The organism is Mucilaginibacter pankratovii, assembly GCF_014773265.1.
GTDB lineage: Bacteria > Bacteroidota > Bacteroidia > Sphingobacteriales > Sphingobacteriaceae > Mucilaginibacter > Mucilaginibacter pankratovii.
This window is the reverse complement of the sequence record NZ_JACWMY010000007.1, coordinates 296,044-314,369: the sequence shown is the minus strand read 5'-3', so window position 1 is coordinate 314,369 and position 18,326 is coordinate 296,044. Positions and strand designations below refer to the sequence as shown.

Annotated in this window: 15 protein-coding genes; 8 read left to right on the top strand and 7 right to left on the bottom strand. The window is 46.4% G+C overall.

What is annotated here, in order from left to right; all coding sequences use genetic code 11:
- Positions 1-112 precede the first annotated feature (112 nt).
- Positions 113-784, top strand: coding sequence for a (d)CMP kinase (gene cmk, locus IDJ77_RS15575; protein WP_191189890.1), 672 nt, complete (start codon positions 113-115; stop codon positions 782-784).
- Between the two features lie 132 nt (positions 785-916).
- Here the strand turns inward: cmk and IDJ77_RS15570 are convergent, their stop codons facing one another.
- Together IDJ77_RS15570 and IDJ77_RS15565 are read right to left on the bottom strand one after the other, a co-directional pair.
- Entirely contained in the window at positions 917-1,366 is a 450-nt protein-coding gene (locus IDJ77_RS15570; RefSeq protein WP_191189889.1) for a deoxycytidylate deaminase, read from the bottom strand.
- Positions 1,367-1,537: 171 nt separating this feature from the next.
- A complete protein-coding gene (locus IDJ77_RS15565) occupies positions 1,538-3,154 on the bottom strand; it encodes an MFS transporter (RefSeq protein ID WP_191189888.1) in 1,617 nt (538 codons plus the stop codon).
- A 189-nt stretch (positions 3,155-3,343) separates the two neighbouring features.
- Here IDJ77_RS15565 and IDJ77_RS15560 point away from each other — a divergent pair, with 189 nt between their 5' ends.
- Together IDJ77_RS15560 and IDJ77_RS15555 are read left to right on the top strand one after the other, a co-directional pair.
- Entirely contained in the window at positions 3,344-4,012 is a 669-nt protein-coding gene (locus tag IDJ77_RS15560; protein ID WP_191189887.1) for a LysE family translocator, read from the top strand.
- 345 nt (positions 4,013-4,357) lie between these two features.
- Complete coding sequence (locus tag IDJ77_RS15555; RefSeq protein ID WP_191189886.1) at positions 4,358-5,158, top strand: glycoside hydrolase family 16 protein; 801 nt, start codon at positions 4,358-4,360, stop codon at positions 5,156-5,158.
- A 93-nt stretch (positions 5,159-5,251) separates the two neighbouring features.
- Here the strand turns inward: IDJ77_RS15555 and IDJ77_RS15550 are convergent, their stop codons facing one another.
- Positions 5,252-7,159, bottom strand: coding sequence for an amidophosphoribosyltransferase (locus IDJ77_RS15550; RefSeq protein ID WP_191189885.1), 1,908 nt, complete (start codon positions 7,157-7,159; stop codon positions 5,252-5,254).
- Between the two features lie 194 nt (positions 7,160-7,353).
- On the opposite strand from IDJ77_RS15550, the gene IDJ77_RS15545 reads away from it, so the two are divergent.
- The 4 genes from IDJ77_RS15545 (at position 7,354) to IDJ77_RS15530 (ending at position 10,290) form a co-directional block, all read left to right on the top strand.
- Positions 7,354-8,220 (top strand): sugar phosphate isomerase/epimerase family protein, encoded by an 867-nt coding sequence (locus tag IDJ77_RS15545; protein WP_191189884.1) that lies wholly within the window; start codon positions 7,354-7,356, stop codon positions 8,218-8,220.
- 119 nt (positions 8,221-8,339) lie between these two features.
- A complete protein-coding gene (locus tag IDJ77_RS15540; RefSeq protein ID WP_191189883.1) occupies positions 8,340-9,119 on the top strand; it encodes a carbon-nitrogen hydrolase family protein in 780 nt (259 codons plus the stop codon).
- A gap of 29 nt (positions 9,120-9,148) precedes the next feature.
- A complete protein-coding gene (locus IDJ77_RS15535; protein WP_191189882.1) occupies positions 9,149-9,445 on the top strand; it encodes a toxin-antitoxin system YwqK family antitoxin in 297 nt (98 codons plus the stop codon).
- 17 nt (positions 9,446-9,462) lie between these two features.
- The gene (locus tag IDJ77_RS15530; RefSeq protein WP_191189881.1) at positions 9,463-10,290 is read left to right on the top strand and encodes an endonuclease V; all 828 of its coding nucleotides are present in this window, start codon (positions 9,463-9,465) and stop codon (positions 10,288-10,290) included.
- Between the two features lie 257 nt (positions 10,291-10,547).
- On the opposite strand, the gene IDJ77_RS15525 is transcribed toward IDJ77_RS15530, so the two are convergent.
- The gene (locus IDJ77_RS15525; protein WP_191189880.1) at positions 10,548-12,542 is read right to left on the bottom strand and encodes an amidohydrolase family protein; all 1,995 of its coding nucleotides are present in this window, start codon (positions 12,540-12,542) and stop codon (positions 10,548-10,550) included.
- Between the two features lie 73 nt (positions 12,543-12,615).
- Positions 12,616-15,099, bottom strand: coding sequence for a glycosyl hydrolase family 95 catalytic domain-containing protein (locus IDJ77_RS15520; protein ID WP_191189879.1), 2,484 nt, complete (start codon positions 15,097-15,099; stop codon positions 12,616-12,618).
- 71 nt (positions 15,100-15,170) lie between these two features.
- On the opposite strand from IDJ77_RS15520, the gene IDJ77_RS15515 reads away from it, so the two are divergent.
- The gene (locus IDJ77_RS15515; RefSeq protein ID WP_191189878.1) at positions 15,171-15,356 is read left to right on the top strand and encodes a hypothetical protein; all 186 of its coding nucleotides are present in this window, start codon (positions 15,171-15,173) and stop codon (positions 15,354-15,356) included.
- A gap of 67 nt (positions 15,357-15,423) precedes the next feature.
- On the opposite strand, the gene IDJ77_RS15510 is transcribed toward IDJ77_RS15515, so the two are convergent.
- Positions 15,424-16,731 carry an ammonium transporter gene (locus tag IDJ77_RS15510; RefSeq protein ID WP_191189877.1) on the bottom strand — a complete coding sequence of 436 codons (1,308 nt, stop codon included), beginning with the start codon at positions 16,729-16,731 and terminating at the stop codon, positions 15,424-15,426.
- An 84-nt stretch (positions 16,732-16,815) separates the two neighbouring features.
- Positions 16,816-18,324 (bottom strand): NADH-quinone oxidoreductase subunit N, encoded by a 1,509-nt coding sequence (locus IDJ77_RS15505; protein WP_191189876.1) that lies wholly within the window; start codon positions 18,322-18,324, stop codon positions 16,816-16,818.
- Between the last annotated feature and the right edge of the window lie 2 nt (positions 18,325-18,326).

Below are 18,326 nucleotides of genomic sequence, written 5' to 3'. Positions count from 1 at the left end.
ATCAACCGCTATCAAAAAACAAGTGTCCCACACGCAAAGTGGGACACTTCCGGGGCAAACAGGCCCGCAGGTTATTGGAAATGACGGGCAAAAACCCTAACTTCGTATCCCGATGAGCAATAACATTATCGTAGCTATCGACGGCTACTCCTCATGCGGTAAAAGCACCCTGGCCAAAGCACTGGCCAAAAAACTCCATTTTATTTATGTAGACAGCGGCGCAATGTATCGTGCGGTTGCCTTATATTTTTTACGGAACGATGTGGATATGGCCAACCATGCCCAGGTGGAGGAAGCGCTTAAAAATATCCACCTCAATTTCCATTCGCGCGATTACGAATCGCACATCACCCTGAACGACGAGGAGGTATCCGAAGAGATCCGCCAGATGCCCGTATCCGAAAAGGTGAGTGCGGTAGCCGCCCTCAAGGAGGTTAGGCGAGAGATGGTGAAGCAGCAGCAACGCATGGGCAAATCAAAAAACATAGTAATGGATGGCCGCGATATCGGCACCGCCGTGTTCCCTACCGCGCCTGTAAAGTTATTTATGACCGCCGACCCAAAAGTACGCGCCGAACGACGCTACAAGGAGATCCACACCAAAGAGCCGGATGTTACATTAGAAGAAGTATTTGAGAACCTGGCTCACCGCGACTACGCAGACACCACCCGCGTGGAAAGTCCGCTGGTACGCGCCGATGATGCCATCATATTAGACAATACCGAACTCACCCCCGAGCAGCAACTCCAATTCGCGCTGGATAAGGTGGAACCTCTTTTATAGGTTAAAGGTTAAAGGTTAAAGGTTAAAGGTTAAAGGGAATGCAACCTTAATTGTTTTGTTTGCCGCAATTGCAAAATAAAAGCGAATAGCGAAAGCAAAACCTTTTACCCTTCGCCTTTTACCTTTCACCCCCTATTCAGCCTTCACCGCACTCACTCCAAATTTATTCAAAAAATCAACGCCTTCGTCGCTGGCAAGGCCTTTGTACTGTGCGTACGATTTATCAAAGTAAACTTGCTTAATACCGGCAGAGAAGATGAGCCTGGCGCATGGCAGGCATGGCGATAGCGTGGTGTATAGTGTTGCGCCTTCTAAATTGGCACCGTTCTTCACCGCGTACAAAATGGCGTTCTCCTCAGCGTGCAGGGCAAGCGAGCAGCTGCCCTTAGAGTCGCGCGGACAACCGTGCTCCGGGAACTCTTCATCGCAGTTATGCGTGCCTGCGGGGGGGCCGTTATAGCCAATGGAGATGATCCTGGTATCCTTAGCTAAAACTGCACCCACCTGCGCTTTAACGCAGTGAGAGCGCTTAGCCAGGTCGGTTGCCAGGTTCATGAAGATATGATCGAAAGTGGGTTTCATGTTAGAGATTAGAGGTTGGAGTTTAGAGATTAGGAAAATACTAAGTTAACGAAAAGAGGTTAGTTAGCATTTTGCTAACTAACCTCTGTATAATTTATTGATTGGTGGTAGAAGTAAGGAGTTAGGATAATCCAAACTAATCTCCATTTCTCTAACCTCCAATCTCTAAAACTAGTGCCCTCCGCCTGCTTCCAGGTTATCTACGTCGATACCTTGTTTCTTCAACTCGGCACCTGCTTTAAAGGCGAAAAACGCCAGGTAAGCAAAGCCGATAACCGGTACGATGTATGATAAGTGGATACCGCTGGTATCGGCCAATATACCTTGTACAGGTGGAATGATAGAACCACCGAGGATCATCATAATTAAGAATGCCGAACCCTGACTGGTGTATTTCCCTAAACCGGTAACCGATAAAGAGAAGATAGACGGCCACATAATAGAGCAGCATAAGCCACCGCTGATGAACGAGAAGATAGCGATCATCCCGGTGGTCATCAAACCTATCACCATAAATAAAGCGCCCAAAATACCAAATATGGCCAGTGTACGTACCGGTTTCTGGTTGCCTATCATAAAGCCGATAACCAGGATAGCCACACATGCCGCATAAGGGTAAAGGTTGGTAACATCGGTACCGCCAATGCGATTAACAATAAGCACTACGGCAAAAGCAACAAAAGGAATAATAACCGTTAAAGCAAACTTTGCGGTTTTGCTAAGGCTGAAAGCAGCGATAGCACCCGTCCATCGGCCTACCATTAAGCTACCCCAGTATAATGAGATAAACGGAGCAATATCCGATGCGGCATAACCACCAAATGCAGGTAATTCCAGCAAGGCGCCCATGTTACTTTGGATGGTTACCTCTACACCTACATAGGTGAAGATGGCTAACATACCGTAAACCAGTTGCGGGTATTGCATAGCGCCCCAGCCAGCTTTATTTGTAGTTTTTGCCGATGCCGACACGGAACCAATAAGTGAGATCAGGATAATAGCCAACGATGCATATACAAAATACGACTTAGGAATGCTTGTAGCTGCTGCAAGCGGGCTGGCAGCTAATATTAAAAGGAACGCGATAAAGATGATACCCAATGGCAGGTTTGCCTTGTTGCTTGGTTCAATTTTTTCGTCGCTGGTTACTTTTGGCAATTTTGATACATAAAAGAATATCGCAACAGCTATAAATAAGCCCGCCAGGATATAGTAGAGGTTATTAACCGATGAGATCTTTACTTCGGAAGCCGGTATTTTTGCCGATGCCGAGCCGAATAAAACGATACTTACGATAACAGGGCCCATAATACTGCCAAAGTTGTTTACACCACCTGCAAAATTTAAGCGGTGGGTACCGGTTTCGGCGCTACCCAGGGCAACCACAAAGGGGTTGGCCGCGGTTTGTTGTAACGAGAAACCTAAGGCTATTACAAAGAACGTAAACAATATGAACGCGAACGAACCTGAGTTGATGGCCGGGATCATGATAAGGGCACCAACTGCAGATATCAGCAGCCCGTAAATAATACCGTTTTTGTAACCAATTTTATTCAGGATATCAACCTTTGTTGCGGCAGAAGCAAAATACAGGATAAGCGAGCCTATAAAATAGCCTCCATAAAAGGTAAAGTCGATCAATTGCGACTCGAATTGCGTTAAACTAAAATGTGCTTTACAAAAAGGTATGAAAATCCCGTTAGAGGCCGCCAGGAAGCCCCAGAAAAAGAATACAGTTACCAGCGTATACAACGCCGAGCCATTACTCTTTGAGTTGTTTTGTTCCATTGTTAAAAGAGGTTGTTAAATATTGGTGTATTTGAAGCACTAAACATAATTCATTTTTTTTATAAATGGCCGTTAATTTTTTCAAAATATAAATCACAACTTTAAGTTTTGTGTTTAACAGATAAAAGTTCGCATATTAGTGTCCTGATTTTTTTAACTGGATAGAAAGCAATATATACGCCTAACTTAATGATAGAAGCCATTATTTCGGGAATTGGGTTTGGATTAGTGCTCACATTTATAACCGGCCCGGTTTTTTTCGCTTTAATTAAAACCAGTATCGAAAAAGGCTTCCACGCAGGCGTAGCTTTGGCCCTTGGCGTAGTATGTAGCGATGTAGTGTTCGTAGGGGCTATCCTTTTTGGCTCTCAGCTTTTCACAGTAAGCCCGCATACAAAAACTATGGTAGGTGTACTGGGCAGCCTCATCCTCTTTGTGGTGGGCGTTTATTACCTGTTTAAGAAGAGCGACGTTAACTATAACAACACTATCCCTTCCAATATAGACCGCGCGGGCTACTTCTTCAAAGGCTTTTTGATGTGCATTTTCAACCCAACCATCCTTTTCCATTGGACGGTCGTCATAGGTGCCGCCAGTACCGTTTACCACGAAGGCGTACATGGCCGCACGCTTAAGATCGCTATTATGTTCCTAACCATCCTTATCGTACAATTCGGGCTCGACACCACCAAAGCATTCTACGCCGATAAACTCCGCGACAAAATATCTGTAAAACTTGTTCACCGCCTCAACCAGGTAGCCGGCATCGCTCTCATCATCGCATCATTGGTATTGGTAGACAGGTTGGTAACCCATTATGTGTTTTCACCGCCCGGTGCAGAAAAACATAGCAGCTAACATTTCAACTTTTCAAATCTTCCATACCTTATAATCAAAGCGGGATATACCCACCAGCAAGCCGGTTCACCGTCATGCTTTTATCTATCAAACAGCTCGCGACATTTCTTTTTGATAAAAAATATTCCATTTTTATTTCCCTATCAGAAATCTTTATAAAATATTTTAAAAACTATTGGTAAATTTTTAAAATCATCTGCACTTGTGTTAAAACGCAAGGAAAGGAGGTTTAACGGCATCTATATAATAAAACACCAGGGATAAGCTGTATGCACGGACCCAATAAACCCGGCATTCAACAGCAGATTAACTTCTGAATATTTATTAATTATAACCACGTAAACCATGAAAAGAATTTCCTTAGTGTTGCTGGCTGCATTATTATTTGCTGCCTGCCAAAAAGAAAAAGCTACCGTTGCACCTGCAACATCCGCAGTACCTGAAGGTGAAACCGCTACTACAGCAAAACCAAATTTAAAAACCAACGCCATTATTAGTTGGAGCGGCTATACCTGGAATGTTAAAGCCCCCGCGGGCACAGCCGGGCCCGGACCAAATTACTGGACCGGAAATAATGTTTGGGTTGACGCCAATGGCTGGCTGCATTTAAAAATATCTAAAAACCCTTCAAATAACCATTGGGAATGCGCTGAAATATCAAGCCAGCAAAGCTTTGGATACGGCACTTACCAATGGCAAATTGACGGGCCGATAGCTACTTTAGATAAAAACATTGTATTGGGTTTATTTGATTACTCGGGTATTGATGGCCGGGATGAGATCGATATTGAGTTTGCAAGATGGGGCAACTCGGCATGGCCAAACTTAAATTACACCATTTTCCCAAAAGTAGGCGATGCGCCGGCCCCGGCAAGCTACTCGCAGGAGTTTTCTACCCCAGGCGGTACTTACACCACCCACCGCTTTAAACGGACATCGACCAGTGTGGTATTTAAAAGCCTTTATGGCTTCCAAAGCGGCGATACCAACCTGTTCCTTACCAAAACATTTACCAGCCCCGGAACCTCTATCAGCACTAAAAGCATGCCTGTACTGCTTAACCTTTGGTGCTACAATGGCCTCGCACCGTCAAACGGCCAAAGCGTAGAGGTTGTGATACATAATTTCAAATTTACAGCGTTATAGTCCCCTAAACAAAAACGGGCGAAGATCATCTCTTCGCCCGTTTTATTATATTATTTGTAACTAAACTCTAATCACAAATCTCTAACCTTAAAATTACATATACGCTCTTTGGTTTTTACCTTCCATCCAGTTAACAAAGGCGCGGTTCACTACCTTGTTACCGCCCGGGGTTGGGTAATCTCCGCTGAAGTACCAGTCGCCGGTGTGGCCGGGGCAGGCAATATGCAGGTTATCTAATGTTTGATACAATACCTGTACTTCGCATTTTACACCTTTAGGGGTGATGATCTGCGCAATACGGTCGGAAATCTCCTGATCGGTAAATTGCTCGTAAATAGCTTTTACGTAGTTGGTCACCTCTTCTTTAGGCAGTTTAGAACTGTCTTTACATTTTTGGTAAACACCGAGTATCACATCATCCTTGCCGGCATCTTTCAACAGGCTGATAGCAGCTTCGAAAGCCACAAACTCGCCCATGCGCGACATATCTATACCATAACAATCCGGGTAACGGATCTGCGGAGCAGATGAAACCACAACCACCTTTTTAGGGCCAAGGCGGTCTAATATCTTCAGGATGCTTTGCTTTAAGGTTGTACCACGCACTATCGAATCATCCAAAACAACCAGGGTGTCCAGGTCGTTTTTAATGAGGCCGTAAGTAGTGTCATACACGTGTGCTACCATCTCACTGCGGTCGGCATCCTGTGTAATGAAGGTACGCAGCTTCACATCTTTAATCGCTATCTTTTCTACGCGCGGCGCCATGCTCAGCACCTCGGTTAGTTCTTCTTCGCTTATTTTATCATCGCGGTTAAGCAATTTATCGCGCTGGTATTGTTTAATGTATTTGTGCACCCCTTCTACCATCCCGTAAAAGGCAACTTCGGCAGTGTTGGGGATGTAGGAGAACACAGTGTTCTTCATATCATTATCCACCGCGCCCAATATTTGCGGGCAAAGCAGCCTGCCTAATTGTTTACGCTCGCGGTAAATAGAAGCGTCGCTGCCGCGCGAGAAATAAATGCGCTCGAAAGAACACGATTTTTGTTCCTTCGGCTCGCTAAACATCTCCTCGGTTATCTTACCGTTCTTTTTAACAATAAGTGCATGGCCGGGGCGGATCTCTCTAACTTCGTCAATAGGAATATTAAAGGCAGTTTGTATAGCAGGGCGCTCGGAAGCGGCCACCACTATCTCATCGTTATAATAATAATAAGCAGGGCGTATGCCTACCGGGTCGCGCATTACAAAGGCGTCGCCGTGGCCCAAAATACCGGCAATGGTATAACCACCATCCCAGTTCTTGGCAGATTTCCGTAAGATCTTCGCCACATCCATATCATTGGCTATCAGCTTGCTTATCTCGCGGTTATCATCAAGTCCTTCACGTTTGTACTGGTCAAAAAGGCCCTGGTTCTCGGTATCGATGAAGTGGCCCATTTTTTCCAGCACGGTGATGGTGTCGGCTTGTTCTTTGGGGTGTTGGCCCAGGTCGTACAGTTGCTGCAGCAGTTCGTCAACATTAGTCATGTTGAAGTTACCGGCAATAACCAGGTTACGTGTCATCCAGTTGTTTTGGCGCAGAAAAGGGTGGCAGCTTTCGATGCTGTTTTTGCCGTGCGTACCATAACGCAAATGGCCCAAGAGAACTTCGCCTGTAAAGCTTACATGTTCTTTGAGCCACTCGGCATCCTGCATTTTTTCAGGCTGCTCTTTCTCTATTTCGGCAAACTTCTTCTGAATATACTCGAAGATGTCTGCCACGGCGTTGGAGGCCATAGACCGGTGCCTGCTAATGTATCGCTTACCCGGCTCAATATCCAGTTTAATGGTGGCAACGCCCGCGCCGTCTTGCCCGCGGTTATGCTGTTTTTCCATTAAAAGGTAAAGTTTGTTTATGCCGTACAGCGCCGTGCCGTACTTTTTCTGGTAAAAGGATAACGGCTTTAAAAGGCGGATAAATGCTACTCCGCACTCGTGCTTTATCGAATCGCTCATGCTTGGTATTGAGGACGCAAAGGTAAGATTTTATCTTTATTGTGTTTAAACATTATTGTCATTATAATGCATTAATATTTAATTAACATTTGCGCGGCTAAAACGCCATTTAAGTCGTTAAGTTAAAGCACACAAACTGGTAAACGCCCGGGCTATTAAAACAAAAACCCTTAATTTTGATTATCAAATACATCATGAAAAGAACATCATTCCTGTATATTATAACGGCAATAGCTATCGCGGGCTGCTCAGTACCCAAAACAGCAAAGGTTGCCCCAAAAGGCCAAAACCTGTTCACCGCCCCTATCGGCATACAGGCTTATACTTACCGCGCCAGCTTCTCTGCACGGCCGGAAGCGGTGCTGGATAGTGTAAAGGCCCTTGGTATTACTCAGATGGAGGGCCCCAACCCAAAGGGTGTAGACATTTATAAATTTAAACAGATGCTGAGTACACGGGGCATCAGCATGCCTTCCATCGGTGTGGATTATAACGAACTGGTAAAGGAACCCCTGGAGGCAGTACGTATGGCCGGGATACTGGGTTCGCAATTTGTGATGGTGGCCTGGTTGCCCCATGGTAAAACCTTTACTATAGACGATGCAAAAAAAGCCGTTGCCGATCTGAACAAGGCCGGACGCACGCTTAAAGCCAACAGCCTTACGCTTTGCTATCACATCCATGGTTACGAATTTGTACCTTATGGAGACGGCACCCTGTTTGACTATATAGCAAAGAACACCGACCCACGGTACGTGAAGTTTGAAATGGATGTGCTATGGGCATTCCACGGCGGCGCGGACCCAGCTAAGCTGTTGTACAAGTACCCCACCCGCTGGAGATTGATGCACCTTAAAGACATCCGTAAAGGCGTTGCTAACGACCTTACCGGCGGCACCGATATTAAAAACGACGTAGCGCTGGGCACCGGGCAAATAGATATCCCTGAGGTGCTAAAAGCAGCCAAAGCAGTGGGCATCCGCCATTATTTTATTGAAGACGAAAGCCCGGACCATGCCAAGCAGATCCCGGAAACGATAAAGTACCTGAAGAGCTTGTAGAAATAATATCGAATAATGAATTTCGAATATCGAACGCCGAAGTGCTTTTTTACTTCATCATTCAATATTCGAGATTCGGTGTTCGACATTTAAACCTGTTGCGCTATCTTAGTATCATCATGAAAATAGCAGTAGCCTCTCCCCCATACCCAAAATCAATAAATGATGGTTTGTACTGGATAGATAAACTGGCTAAGGATGCTGCCGCGCAGCAAGCTTCCATAGTTTGCTTCCCCGAAACTTATCTGCCCGGTTATCCAGGCTTTGGCGCGGAAAAGTCTACGCCCGAAAACATGCAGGCGGCTTTGGATAAAGTTTGCGAAATAGCTGCCGAAAACGCTATCTGTATCATCGTCCCCATGGATTGGTTTAAAGACGGCGAGTTACTGAACGTTTCTTACGTAGTATCAAATACCGGCGAGCCATTAGGCTATCAAACCAAAAATCAGCTCGACCCGTCAGAAGATAACATTTGGACCGCAGGTACAGAACGCCAACTTTTTGAAGTGGAGGGCTTAAAATTCGGCATTACCATTTGCCACGAGGGTTTCCGCTACCCCGAATCGGTACGCTGGGCGGCGCGTAATGGAGCACAAGTTGTATTCCACCCGCATTATACCGGCAGCGATACCGAGGGCGTACAACTCACCGAATGGGGCGACAAGCACAGCCCCTATTACGAAAAAGCCATGATGATGCGCGCCATGGAAAACACCATTTACTTTGCCAGTGTAGGTTATGCCACTAAGTACCAGGAAGCAGCATCGTGCATTATTAGTCCGCAAGGCGAGTGCGTTGCCTGCCAGCCCTACGGCGAAGCCGGTGTAGCTATAGCGGAAATTGATTTAGATAGAGCGACGGGATTATTGGCAAAACGGTTTAAGCCGGGGTTGGTGTGATGCAACGGGTGAATATAAACGACCCGGACATGAAAATTGTGGGTTTTGATGTTGGCGGAGGTGAAATTTATCATTACAAGGAAATGCCTTTTACCGGCGTAGTTGAGGAAAGATTCCCCGGCGGAAATATGCTATTGGAAACTCAATGCCTGAACGGCTACCCTGATGGGTTTGTAAGGGAATATTTCGATAACGGGCAATTGATGCAAGAGTCTTTTATTAAGTACAACCACTCATATGGGCTGATGCGTGAATGGGATAAAGACGGTAATCTGATTGATGAATATGACTGGGGACCGGAACCACCTACTGTTGCAGGTGCCTAAACTTAAAACTCTACACCATGGAATTGAGAATATTATATGATGATTTGCAGCTTAATGGTTTCGATATTGGCGGAGGCCCGTATTTCTTTTACGAAGGAATTCCGTTTACAGGAACTATAGTAGAATATTATAATGGTGGCGGAATACGTTGCGAAGAAGAAGTTAAAGATGGGCACAAAGATGGTGCGCAACGTGAGTACTATGAGGACGGAAAAAAGAAAACAGAAGGTTTTGAGCAGTATAATAGCCCTTATGGCTTTTTTAGGGAATGGAATGAAAGTGGCGATTTGACATCTCAGTACTATTTTGGACCGAAGCCTAACTTCAACGGCACCCTTAGGAAGAAGATATTAGCAATAGATATTTATTACCTGGAAGATGCCGCTAAAGCCGTTGGCGCATTGTTTTATTGGGACGACGTTATTGCAGCGCAAACCATCAGCTTGGGTGTAGATAATATTGAGCCTTACGTACCCGGAGAATTTTATAAAAGAGAACTGCCCTGCATCTTAAAAGTTATAGAACAAGCAGATCTCGAGCAAATAGACCTAATTATTGTTGATGGGAATGTCTACATTGACAACGAAGGCTCCTATGGTTTGGGCGGCAAACTGTGGGAAGCGCTTGGTGGAAAAATCCCGGTAATTGGTGTTGCCAAAACATTCTTTAAAAACACGGAAGAGAAAGTTATCCCTGTAGAACGCGGGCAAAGCAAAAATCCTTTGTATGTATCTGCCATAGGTATGGATACACTTGAAGCAAGCGAACTAATCAAAAGCATGAAGGGCGAACACAGGATGCCGGATATCTTGAAATATGTGGACACGCTTACTAAAGAGGCATAAGCAGTTAGGCAAAGCCTTCCGTATCGTTCCGCAGAAAGCCTAACGACCTAAACCCGTTGTCATTTCGAACGAGCGATAGCGAGGAGAAATCTTAGACGTTAAAGCATAACCGCTATGTTGTTCGATTTGCGTACGTCCATGCATATCGCAGAAGTTTTCTCTTCGCCCCATCTCTCACTCCAGCCCGCGTGCTCATCGAAATGACATGGTGGTTATGTGCGCTAATCAGGCCTAACGCCAAATCTATGTAATCCAAACTACTTACTAAACCCAACCATCTTATGCAGCACCGTAGGACTATAAACCTTACCCGCTTTTATCACCACTTTAACATTCCGCACCGCGCTGATGTTGCTGAGCGGGTTGCCGTCAATAATAATGATATCAGCGTTTTTGCCGGTGGCGATGCTGCCGGTTTGTTTATCCATACCCATTACCTGCGCCGGAGTGATGGTGGCTGTTTTAAGTGCCTGTGCCGGGGTTAAGCCTGCGCCAACGTATATTTCCAGTTCTCGGTCCACACTAAAGCCGGGGAAGCCCATATCGGTACCGGCTACAATGGGTACGCCTGCGTCGTACAGGCGTTTTACGATCTGCCTTAAACTTTCCAGCATGGGTTTCAACCGGGCAACAGTGGCAGAATCTTCGCCGGTATTTTTAAACTGGGTTTGCAGCGGCAATGGAAGGGTGTAAAACGCAGGCTCCACTTTGGTGATATCGTCCTTTACGTTGCGATAGGCCATTTCATAAACGCCGACAGTGGGGTCTATCACCACTTTACGATCTGCCAAAAACTTGATAGCCGCTTTGCTGATGGAGTCGTCGAAGTTAACCGAGCGGTCTTTATTCCGTTTCATCATGCTGTACACGTATTGCACGTGGTTCACCATGTTCATACCCGAATCCACGCCTGCTTTCAGCGACATGCCATTAGGGATGTGCCCGGTAACGGTTAATCCCAGTTTATGCGCTTCATCGCAAACCGCCTTTACAATGGCGGGTTTCATCGAGCTATATATCTTTATCTGCCCAAAACCCCTTGCCTTATAAGTATCAACAGCCTTTATCGCCTGTTCTTTGGTATCCGCCTGGATAATACCAAGCGCCATGGGGCCTTTTCCATCAATAATACCTGCCATAATTATTTTAGGGCCGATACCTTTACCGCTATCGATAGCTTTTTGGATGGCATCTATAAAGCCAAGTTCGTTGCCGCAATCGCGCACGGTGGTTACGCCGGCTGCAAGGTAGGCCGGGCCCCACTCGGTTTGCTCAAAGTGAGCGTGCATATCCCAAAGGCCGGGTAATATGCTTTTGCCTTTAGCATCGATAATTTGAGCGCCTTTTGGTATAGCAGTTCCGGCTTTAGTTATTTTAGTGATGAGTCCGTTTTGTAATAGTATCACACCATTTGGGATAGTGATGCCTTTCTCCACATCAATAATACTACCACCGGTAATGGCTACAATTTTATTGGCTGATGATGGCAAAGCTGTTGATTTGCCAAACGCCTCCATGCCGTACCCTGCCGCGCGTTTGATCAGTTCGGGCAGTAATGCCTCGTATGGCTCGCTCATCATTTCTGTTTTATCGCCTTCGGCGTCAATGGTGAGGATACACATCAGTTTGCCGGCCTTATCGGTCCAAAGTAATTCGTTACCCCAAATCAGGCCGCTTACGGTGTAGCGGATCAGCGGGAGCGGCTTACCGTTGAAGGTAAGCACATCCGTACCCGTCTTTTTTATCTGTAACGCACCAAAAGGCAGGGTGTTAATGGTGGCAGGTTGCTTTTTATTGTTCCAGTACTGCAGCAATAGCATTTGCACGGTTGCAGGCGAGTAGCCCGTAACCGGGAAGGTAAAAGGCAATACCTTTTGCGTATAAGTAGAATCGTTTACGCGGATGGTGGCCGTATTACCTTTTATTTTGATGGAATCATCAACATTGGAAAAGCGTGAGGTGCTGCCCTTGATCACCAACTCCAGCGGATCGGCAACGGGGTTTACTTTGATAATTGCCTTCAGCGGTACCGGGCTGCCCCTGTCCACAAACTTAAAATCAACCACATATTTCTTAGAATCTTTATACGCGTATCTTTTAGAGTCTTTATAATTGTAAACCTTATAAGTTTCCTTCCCAATGTGCTGCTCAAACTTATGCAGCAGGAAGGTACCACTATCGGCAGGCAGGTCCTGGGACCTGGCGGATAAAAAGACAAAGGACAACAGGAATAAGGATAGTAGGTTTTTCATAATAGATTGGGCTGATGATACTCCAAATATAAGTCTCCTCCGGTATAGAACGATGACAGCCAAATAATTTATCTTAATTAAGCGGACTAAGCCTTATCCGCTGGCCCGGCAATGTTTGGATAACGATCTCACCGCTTGCTACCTTTTTCTTACCCCCGGTTATCGTAATAACTGCCCCTTTCGTCCATGGCGAAATAAGTCGCAGCGTTTGCCCCTTTTCGCTTAATATATCTATAGTATTTACTTTTCCTTTAATCTGCACCGCACTTATCAAAAACGCGCCTGCCGCACGCAGGTTTTTAAACCGGGCATCCTTGTTTTTTGGCCAGTTGGGAAACAGGCGAATAGTACCGTTGTAGCTTTGCATCAGGCATTCGTTGATTACAGCGGGCAGTGCAAAATTCTCAAACCAGATGCCCATCCCGGCCATGTAAGCATAATCGGTTTGGTCGTTGTAGCGGCCCTTAGTTTGCATCACCATATCGGTAGCGGTGCCATTGGGCAGCAGGCAGTAATTTATCTGCCGTTTAAAATCATCTAAATTTAGCATACCTATCCGCGCTGCCTGCAGGTTAATAAATACCAGGTCGTTTCCGCCTTCGTTCTGCTGGTTTTGGTAGGTGTTTTTTAACAGCCGCTGCGTTGCTTCATCGGAATGTAAACCATAATCTTCGCCCGGAAAAGCTGCAAAAAGCGGGATTGGTACGTTATATACGGTATTGGCATTCTCGCCCGGCACGGCTACCAGCACCCTATCGCCGGATGCCGTTAACGCGGTAGGGTAATCAGGAAAGTATTTTAATATATCGGTAATGTCTGCTAAAAGCTGCTGCTCCTCTGTCCTGGTGCCTAATACTTCGGTTGACTGCTCAAATGCTTTGAAGATGAATTTGGTGAGTGTTAAGTCTACATTACAATCACTATTAAACTTAAAGCCCGGCCTTAAGCCATATAACTCCGGTGGCACCGTGGGGAAGATATGGTACTTATCGTCTTGCCAGCGTTCGCCGCCATGGTCATCGGGTCGCTTCATGTAAGCTGTAAGAAATTGCACAGCAGCCTTCATGGGTTCATAGGCCTGCTTCCGCAAAAACTCCTTATCGCCGCTGTACAGGTAATGCCACCAAAGCCCCTGCACAGCCCAGGGTGTTTCGCTTATTTCCCAGCCCCAGTCGGGCAATGGGTATGGGTTCATGCTCATCTCTACCGGGTATGCCGAATGCGGAAAGTAAGCACCCGGCAGGTTATAATATTCCTGCGCCCATTTACGGCTTACCGGCATCAGCTTTTGAATGAGGCTCACATAGGGCAGGTTCTTCTCCAGGTGGTTGCTGCTAAAGGTTACCCAAAACGGCTGCTGGGTGTTGTAGTTCATGTGGTAATCGCCGTGCCAGGCGGTGCCAATGTTATTGTAGCTCCAGTTAGCAAACAAGCCCGGGCAGGTAACGCCCTCTTTTGCCGCGCAATTAAAAAAATACAGGTTACGGTACCAGGTTTGCTCCAAAAAAGTATCATCCAGGCTCACGGCTGATTTTGCCCAATAAGCTTTCCAAATGGCATGGTTATTAGCAAGCACACTGCTAAAGGTTGCCGCCCCCGGCTTGCTGATAGCTGGGAGATCTTTACTTACCGCAGTGGCCAATCCCTCCTGAAGGCTTATCGACGCGTAAAAGGGCGCGGCGGGTAAGGCAGCCTCCAGCGTAGCCATATTTTCGGTGACGCCATTCCAGTTGATACGGCTGGTTTTGCTCAAGGCACCGTTTACTTTTACCGTTAGTCTGAACGCTTTATCCTTTAGGTGATCTGCATCCGCTTTGCGGATAGCAGGCTCCTCAAAAGGCAATATTTGCCTGAAGGAAAGCATCCCGGCGGTCAGATCTTCCTGCGTTTGCGGCTGCGGGATGTTAGACGGTGTAGAAGGATCGGGCATTACTTTTATCCTGTCGAAAACACCGATTGCAGGTTTGCCTTTATCATCAACCAATTGCATCAACAGGCGGTCGGCAGCCATATCGGTAAATATCAAAAGCGATAAATGCTGCTTGTTTGCAGTGAGTAGTTTTACGGTACATAGCCCGTTGGAGATATCCAGTACATGGCCCAGCACCTGTACTTTTCGCCTGTCGAGCCCCAGCAGCACCGAGCCGCAGGGAAAGGGCCGCGGATACGGTTGGCGGTAGTTTTCGCCGGCCATATTGCTATACTGGTTGTACCAGGCATCGTCGCTTAAGTTATTGTAGGTCGCGGGGATATTTTTAACCTTATCAAACACCTGGGCAAAAGTACCGATCTCTTCTTTATGATTTTCGGCAAGCCGGATATCCCACACATTATTATGCCCGAAGTACAACACAATGGCATCGGGCCGGGTGGTAACATTTACGCCCATGCCCCCGTTGCCCAATAATGCCCCTTCAAAAAAACCGGGGGCAGGTTTATTGGAGATGATGGCGTGCTTCTTCGCGATAGCCATACCGGATATTGGCTGCCCATAGCCTGGGATCACATTTGATAGACCCAGGCAAAGCGCAAGGATACAGGAGAAATATTTAGGCATGTTACAATGGTGTATAACTTCAAATTTAACCCGGCGACAAGAGTGGTGCAATAAATTAAACGGGGATTTTGATGGATAATACAGGGAGCTTCACCCCGGAGCTCTACAAAGGAGCTCTTTCAGAAATTGCCTCACCAGCCCCACGTAACCTAAACCCGATAGCAGCGCAAAGCCCGGACGAAGGAGGACTTGCAGCGGATAGCGGGGCTGGCGGAGCATACATGCTACTGCCTTTACTTTTCAAAAATACCCCCTAAACATTAAACGCCAAAGGTTTCCCTTCGGCGTTTAATAGTTGAAAATTTATTAGTCAGTATTAAAATCTTACAGCTTTTCCCCGTGCTGGCTCATATCCAGGCCCAAAACTTCATCTTCTTTAGATACACGCAGTGGTGAGATCATATCAGTGATCTTGAGTAAAAGCATCGACCCGAAAAATGAAAATATAGAGGTTGCCACCAGCGCCAATAACTGTATCAGGAACAAATGCGTATGTCCGAAGAAGAGTCCGTCACCGGTTGTATTTGCGGGGTTTACATTTTGGTTGGCAAATACGCCGGTAAGCAGCATACCTACCATACCGCCCACGCCATGGCAGGGGAATACATCCAGCGTATCATCAATAGTGGTACGCGTGCGCCATTCTACCACCAAATTACTCACCACTGCCGAGATGATACCAATAGCCAGCGAGTGCGGCACGCTCACAAAGCCCGCCGCCGGGGTTATAGCCACCAAACCTACCACCGCACCTATACAGGTACCCATGGCAGATGGCTTGCGGCCGCGCAGCATATCAAAAAAGATCCAGGTAACGCCTGCTGCTGCAGATGCCGTAGTACTGGTTGCAAGGGCGGTTACCGCCAAATGATTGGCCCCGAATGCTGAACCCGCGTTAAAACCGAACCAGCCAAACCATAATAAGCCCGTACCTATCATTACATAGGTGATCCGTGCAGGGGAATGGTTGGCCTCATTACGGCGTTTTAAATACAAGGCCGATGCCAGCGCCGCCCAACCCGCGCTCATGTGTACTACCGTGCCACCCGCAAAATCGAGCACGCCAAGTTTAAATAAGATTCCCTGTGGATGCCAGGTGGCATGTGCCAATGGCGAAAAAATAAATATGGAGAACAGCACTAAAAAGATAATGTACGAATTAAAACGGATCCGCTCGGCAAAGGCGCCTGTAATAAGCGCGGGAGTGATAATGGCGAACTTGAGCTGATACATGGCAAAAAGCAGCAATGGGATGGTTGGTGCAAGCGGCCAGCTGGTATTGCCCAGCATCCCCTTCATCATAAAAAAGGTAGATGGGTTACCAATAACCCCGCCGATGCTATCGCCAAAGGCTAAGCTAAAACCAAAAATGCCCCACATTACCGTGATGATAACCATACAAACAATACTTTGTAACATGGTGGATATCACGTTCTTTTTGTTCACCATACCGCCGTAAAAAAAGGCGAGGCCGGGTGTCATGATCAAAACAAGAGCGGTAGACATCAGCATCCAGGCGATATCGCCGGTATTGAAATTTGACTTTATCGTTTTATCATATTCGATAGAAGGAAAAGCAAATGTAAGGCCTAAAATTACCAGGATGATGAAGAAGGGGAAGTAACGTTTCATATATTATCAGCACTTTTTACAATAAACGGCTGAATTTATATAATTTCTACAATATTTTTACGAAAAATAAAAAATTACTACAAATTACATGTATTTAATCAGTAAATCCGGGAAAATCCCGAATAAGATCAATGCCATTGCGATAATCACCGAAAGTATCACCAGCTTTATCGACCATTTATTTTCGCTAATGATGAGTTCGGTACGTTTCAGGAATAAATTAAGTGGAATTTTGATGTAGTAGAACAGGGCCACCACCGTAGTGAGCGCGCCTGTTGCCAGCATGGCCAGCAGCCAAATATCCTTGGTATGCTGGTAAACACTGTACGTTGCCGAAAACACAAATACCTTCCCCATAAAGCCCGCGCTTACCGGGATGCCTGTTAAGGAAACCAGCACCACCACAAAACATACCGATGCCAGGGGATATTTAAAACCAAGGCCCTTGTATTCGCGCATGTCGGTGATGCCTTCGGCGTTTTCAAAGTAATTGGCCAAAGCAAGGGCGGCTATAATACCCAATCCGTAAGCGAACAGGTAAAATAACAGGGCAGATAATCCCTCCGGCGTAAAGGTAACCAGCGCCATCAAGGCGAAGCCTGTATGCCCGATACCCGAGTAAGCCAGCATCCGCTTTACGTTATTCTGCAGCACTGCGGTAAAGTTACCGGCTATCATGGTGACGATGCCGATGATAGACAGCACCAGCCTAAAATCAAACCCGTGCCAATCCTGATAAAAAGCAAAGGGCGTTACAAAGTTCACCAGCAAGGCAAAAGCTGCAATTTTTGGCAGGGTAGATAAGTAAGCGGTAACCGGCGTAGCCGCACCTTCGTACACATCGGGCACCCAAAAATGGATGGGTACAAAGGAGAGTTTAAACCCAATGCCCACCAGCACCAACACCACCGCGAAGGATACGCTTAACGGGTTCAACTGTGCAAGTTGCACTATCATTGGGCTGCCCACAGTTAAATTCAGCGAGCCTGTGAATGCATAAATAAGCGAAATACCATACAACATAACCGCCGATGATGCCGCGCCAAACAGCACATATTTTAAGCCCGCCTCCGTACTGAACACCCGCTCGGATTTGTAGGCTACCAGCAGATACGATGCAAGGGAGACCATCTCGATAGCCAGGTAAATGGATAGCAGGCTCACCGCCATGATCATGAGGTGCAGCCCCAATACCGAGCCTATCACAATGGTATACAGATCTGACAGGCCCTTTTTATGCGCCTTTAACTTGTTATCCCAGGTAAAATACAGCAGCAGGATAAAGGTCAATCCGTCAATTATTATCTTAAACTTTATGGCCGGGCCATGCAGCCACAGCATATTACCAAACAGGTATTGCGAGCCCGTGCCCTTCAGCAGCAGGAATTTTTGGTCGTAATCCATCACCAGTACCAGCGCCATACCTATCAGTGCGATGGTTTGGCAGAGCCAGGTAGAGGTTTTTCCGAAGAACAGATCGGTAAGCAGCACCACAATAAACAACGCAGTTAAGTAAATTTCGGGCGTAAAATATTGCAGACTGCCTAAAACGTTACTTAACTGGTTGGGTATATCTTGTGTTAGCTGCTGCATTT

Bases quoted from the DNA above. Each gene is read 5' to 3' on its own strand.
- cmk (WP_191189890.1), top strand. From the start codon at position 113: ATGAGCAATAACATTATCGTAGCTATCGACGGCTACTCCTCATGCGGT.
- IDJ77_RS15570 (WP_191189889.1), bottom strand. From the start codon at position 1,366: ATGAAACCCACTTTCGATCATATCTTCATGAACCTGGCAACCGACCTG.
- IDJ77_RS15565 (WP_191189888.1), bottom strand. From the start codon at position 3,154: ATGGAACAAAACAACTCAAAGAGTAATGGCTCGGCGTTGTATACGCTG.
- IDJ77_RS15560 (WP_191189887.1), top strand. From the start codon at position 3,344: ATGATAGAAGCCATTATTTCGGGAATTGGGTTTGGATTAGTGCTCACA.
- IDJ77_RS15555 (WP_191189886.1), top strand. From the start codon at position 4,358: ATGAAAAGAATTTCCTTAGTGTTGCTGGCTGCATTATTATTTGCTGCC.
- IDJ77_RS15550 (WP_191189885.1), bottom strand. From the start codon at position 7,159: ATGAGCGATTCGATAAAGCACGAGTGCGGAGTAGCATTTATCCGCCTT.
- IDJ77_RS15545 (WP_191189884.1), top strand. From the start codon at position 7,354: ATGAAAAGAACATCATTCCTGTATATTATAACGGCAATAGCTATCGCG.
- IDJ77_RS15540 (WP_191189883.1), top strand. From the start codon at position 8,340: ATGAAAATAGCAGTAGCCTCTCCCCCATACCCAAAATCAATAAATGAT.
- IDJ77_RS15535 (WP_191189882.1), top strand. From the start codon at position 9,149: ATGAAAATTGTGGGTTTTGATGTTGGCGGAGGTGAAATTTATCATTAC.
- IDJ77_RS15530 (WP_191189881.1), top strand. From the start codon at position 9,463: ATGGAATTGAGAATATTATATGATGATTTGCAGCTTAATGGTTTCGAT.
- IDJ77_RS15525 (WP_191189880.1), bottom strand. From the start codon at position 12,542: ATGAAAAACCTACTATCCTTATTCCTGTTGTCCTTTGTCTTTTTATCC.
- IDJ77_RS15520 (WP_191189879.1), bottom strand. From the start codon at position 15,099: ATGCCTAAATATTTCTCCTGTATCCTTGCGCTTTGCCTGGGTCTATCA.
- IDJ77_RS15515 (WP_191189878.1), top strand. From the start codon at position 15,171: ATGGATAATACAGGGAGCTTCACCCCGGAGCTCTACAAAGGAGCTCTT.
- IDJ77_RS15510 (WP_191189877.1), bottom strand. From the start codon at position 16,731: ATGAAACGTTACTTCCCCTTCTTCATCATCCTGGTAATTTTAGGCCTT.
- IDJ77_RS15505 (WP_191189876.1), bottom strand. From the start codon at position 18,324: ATGCAGCAGCTAACACAAGATATACCCAACCAGTTAAGTAACGTTTTA.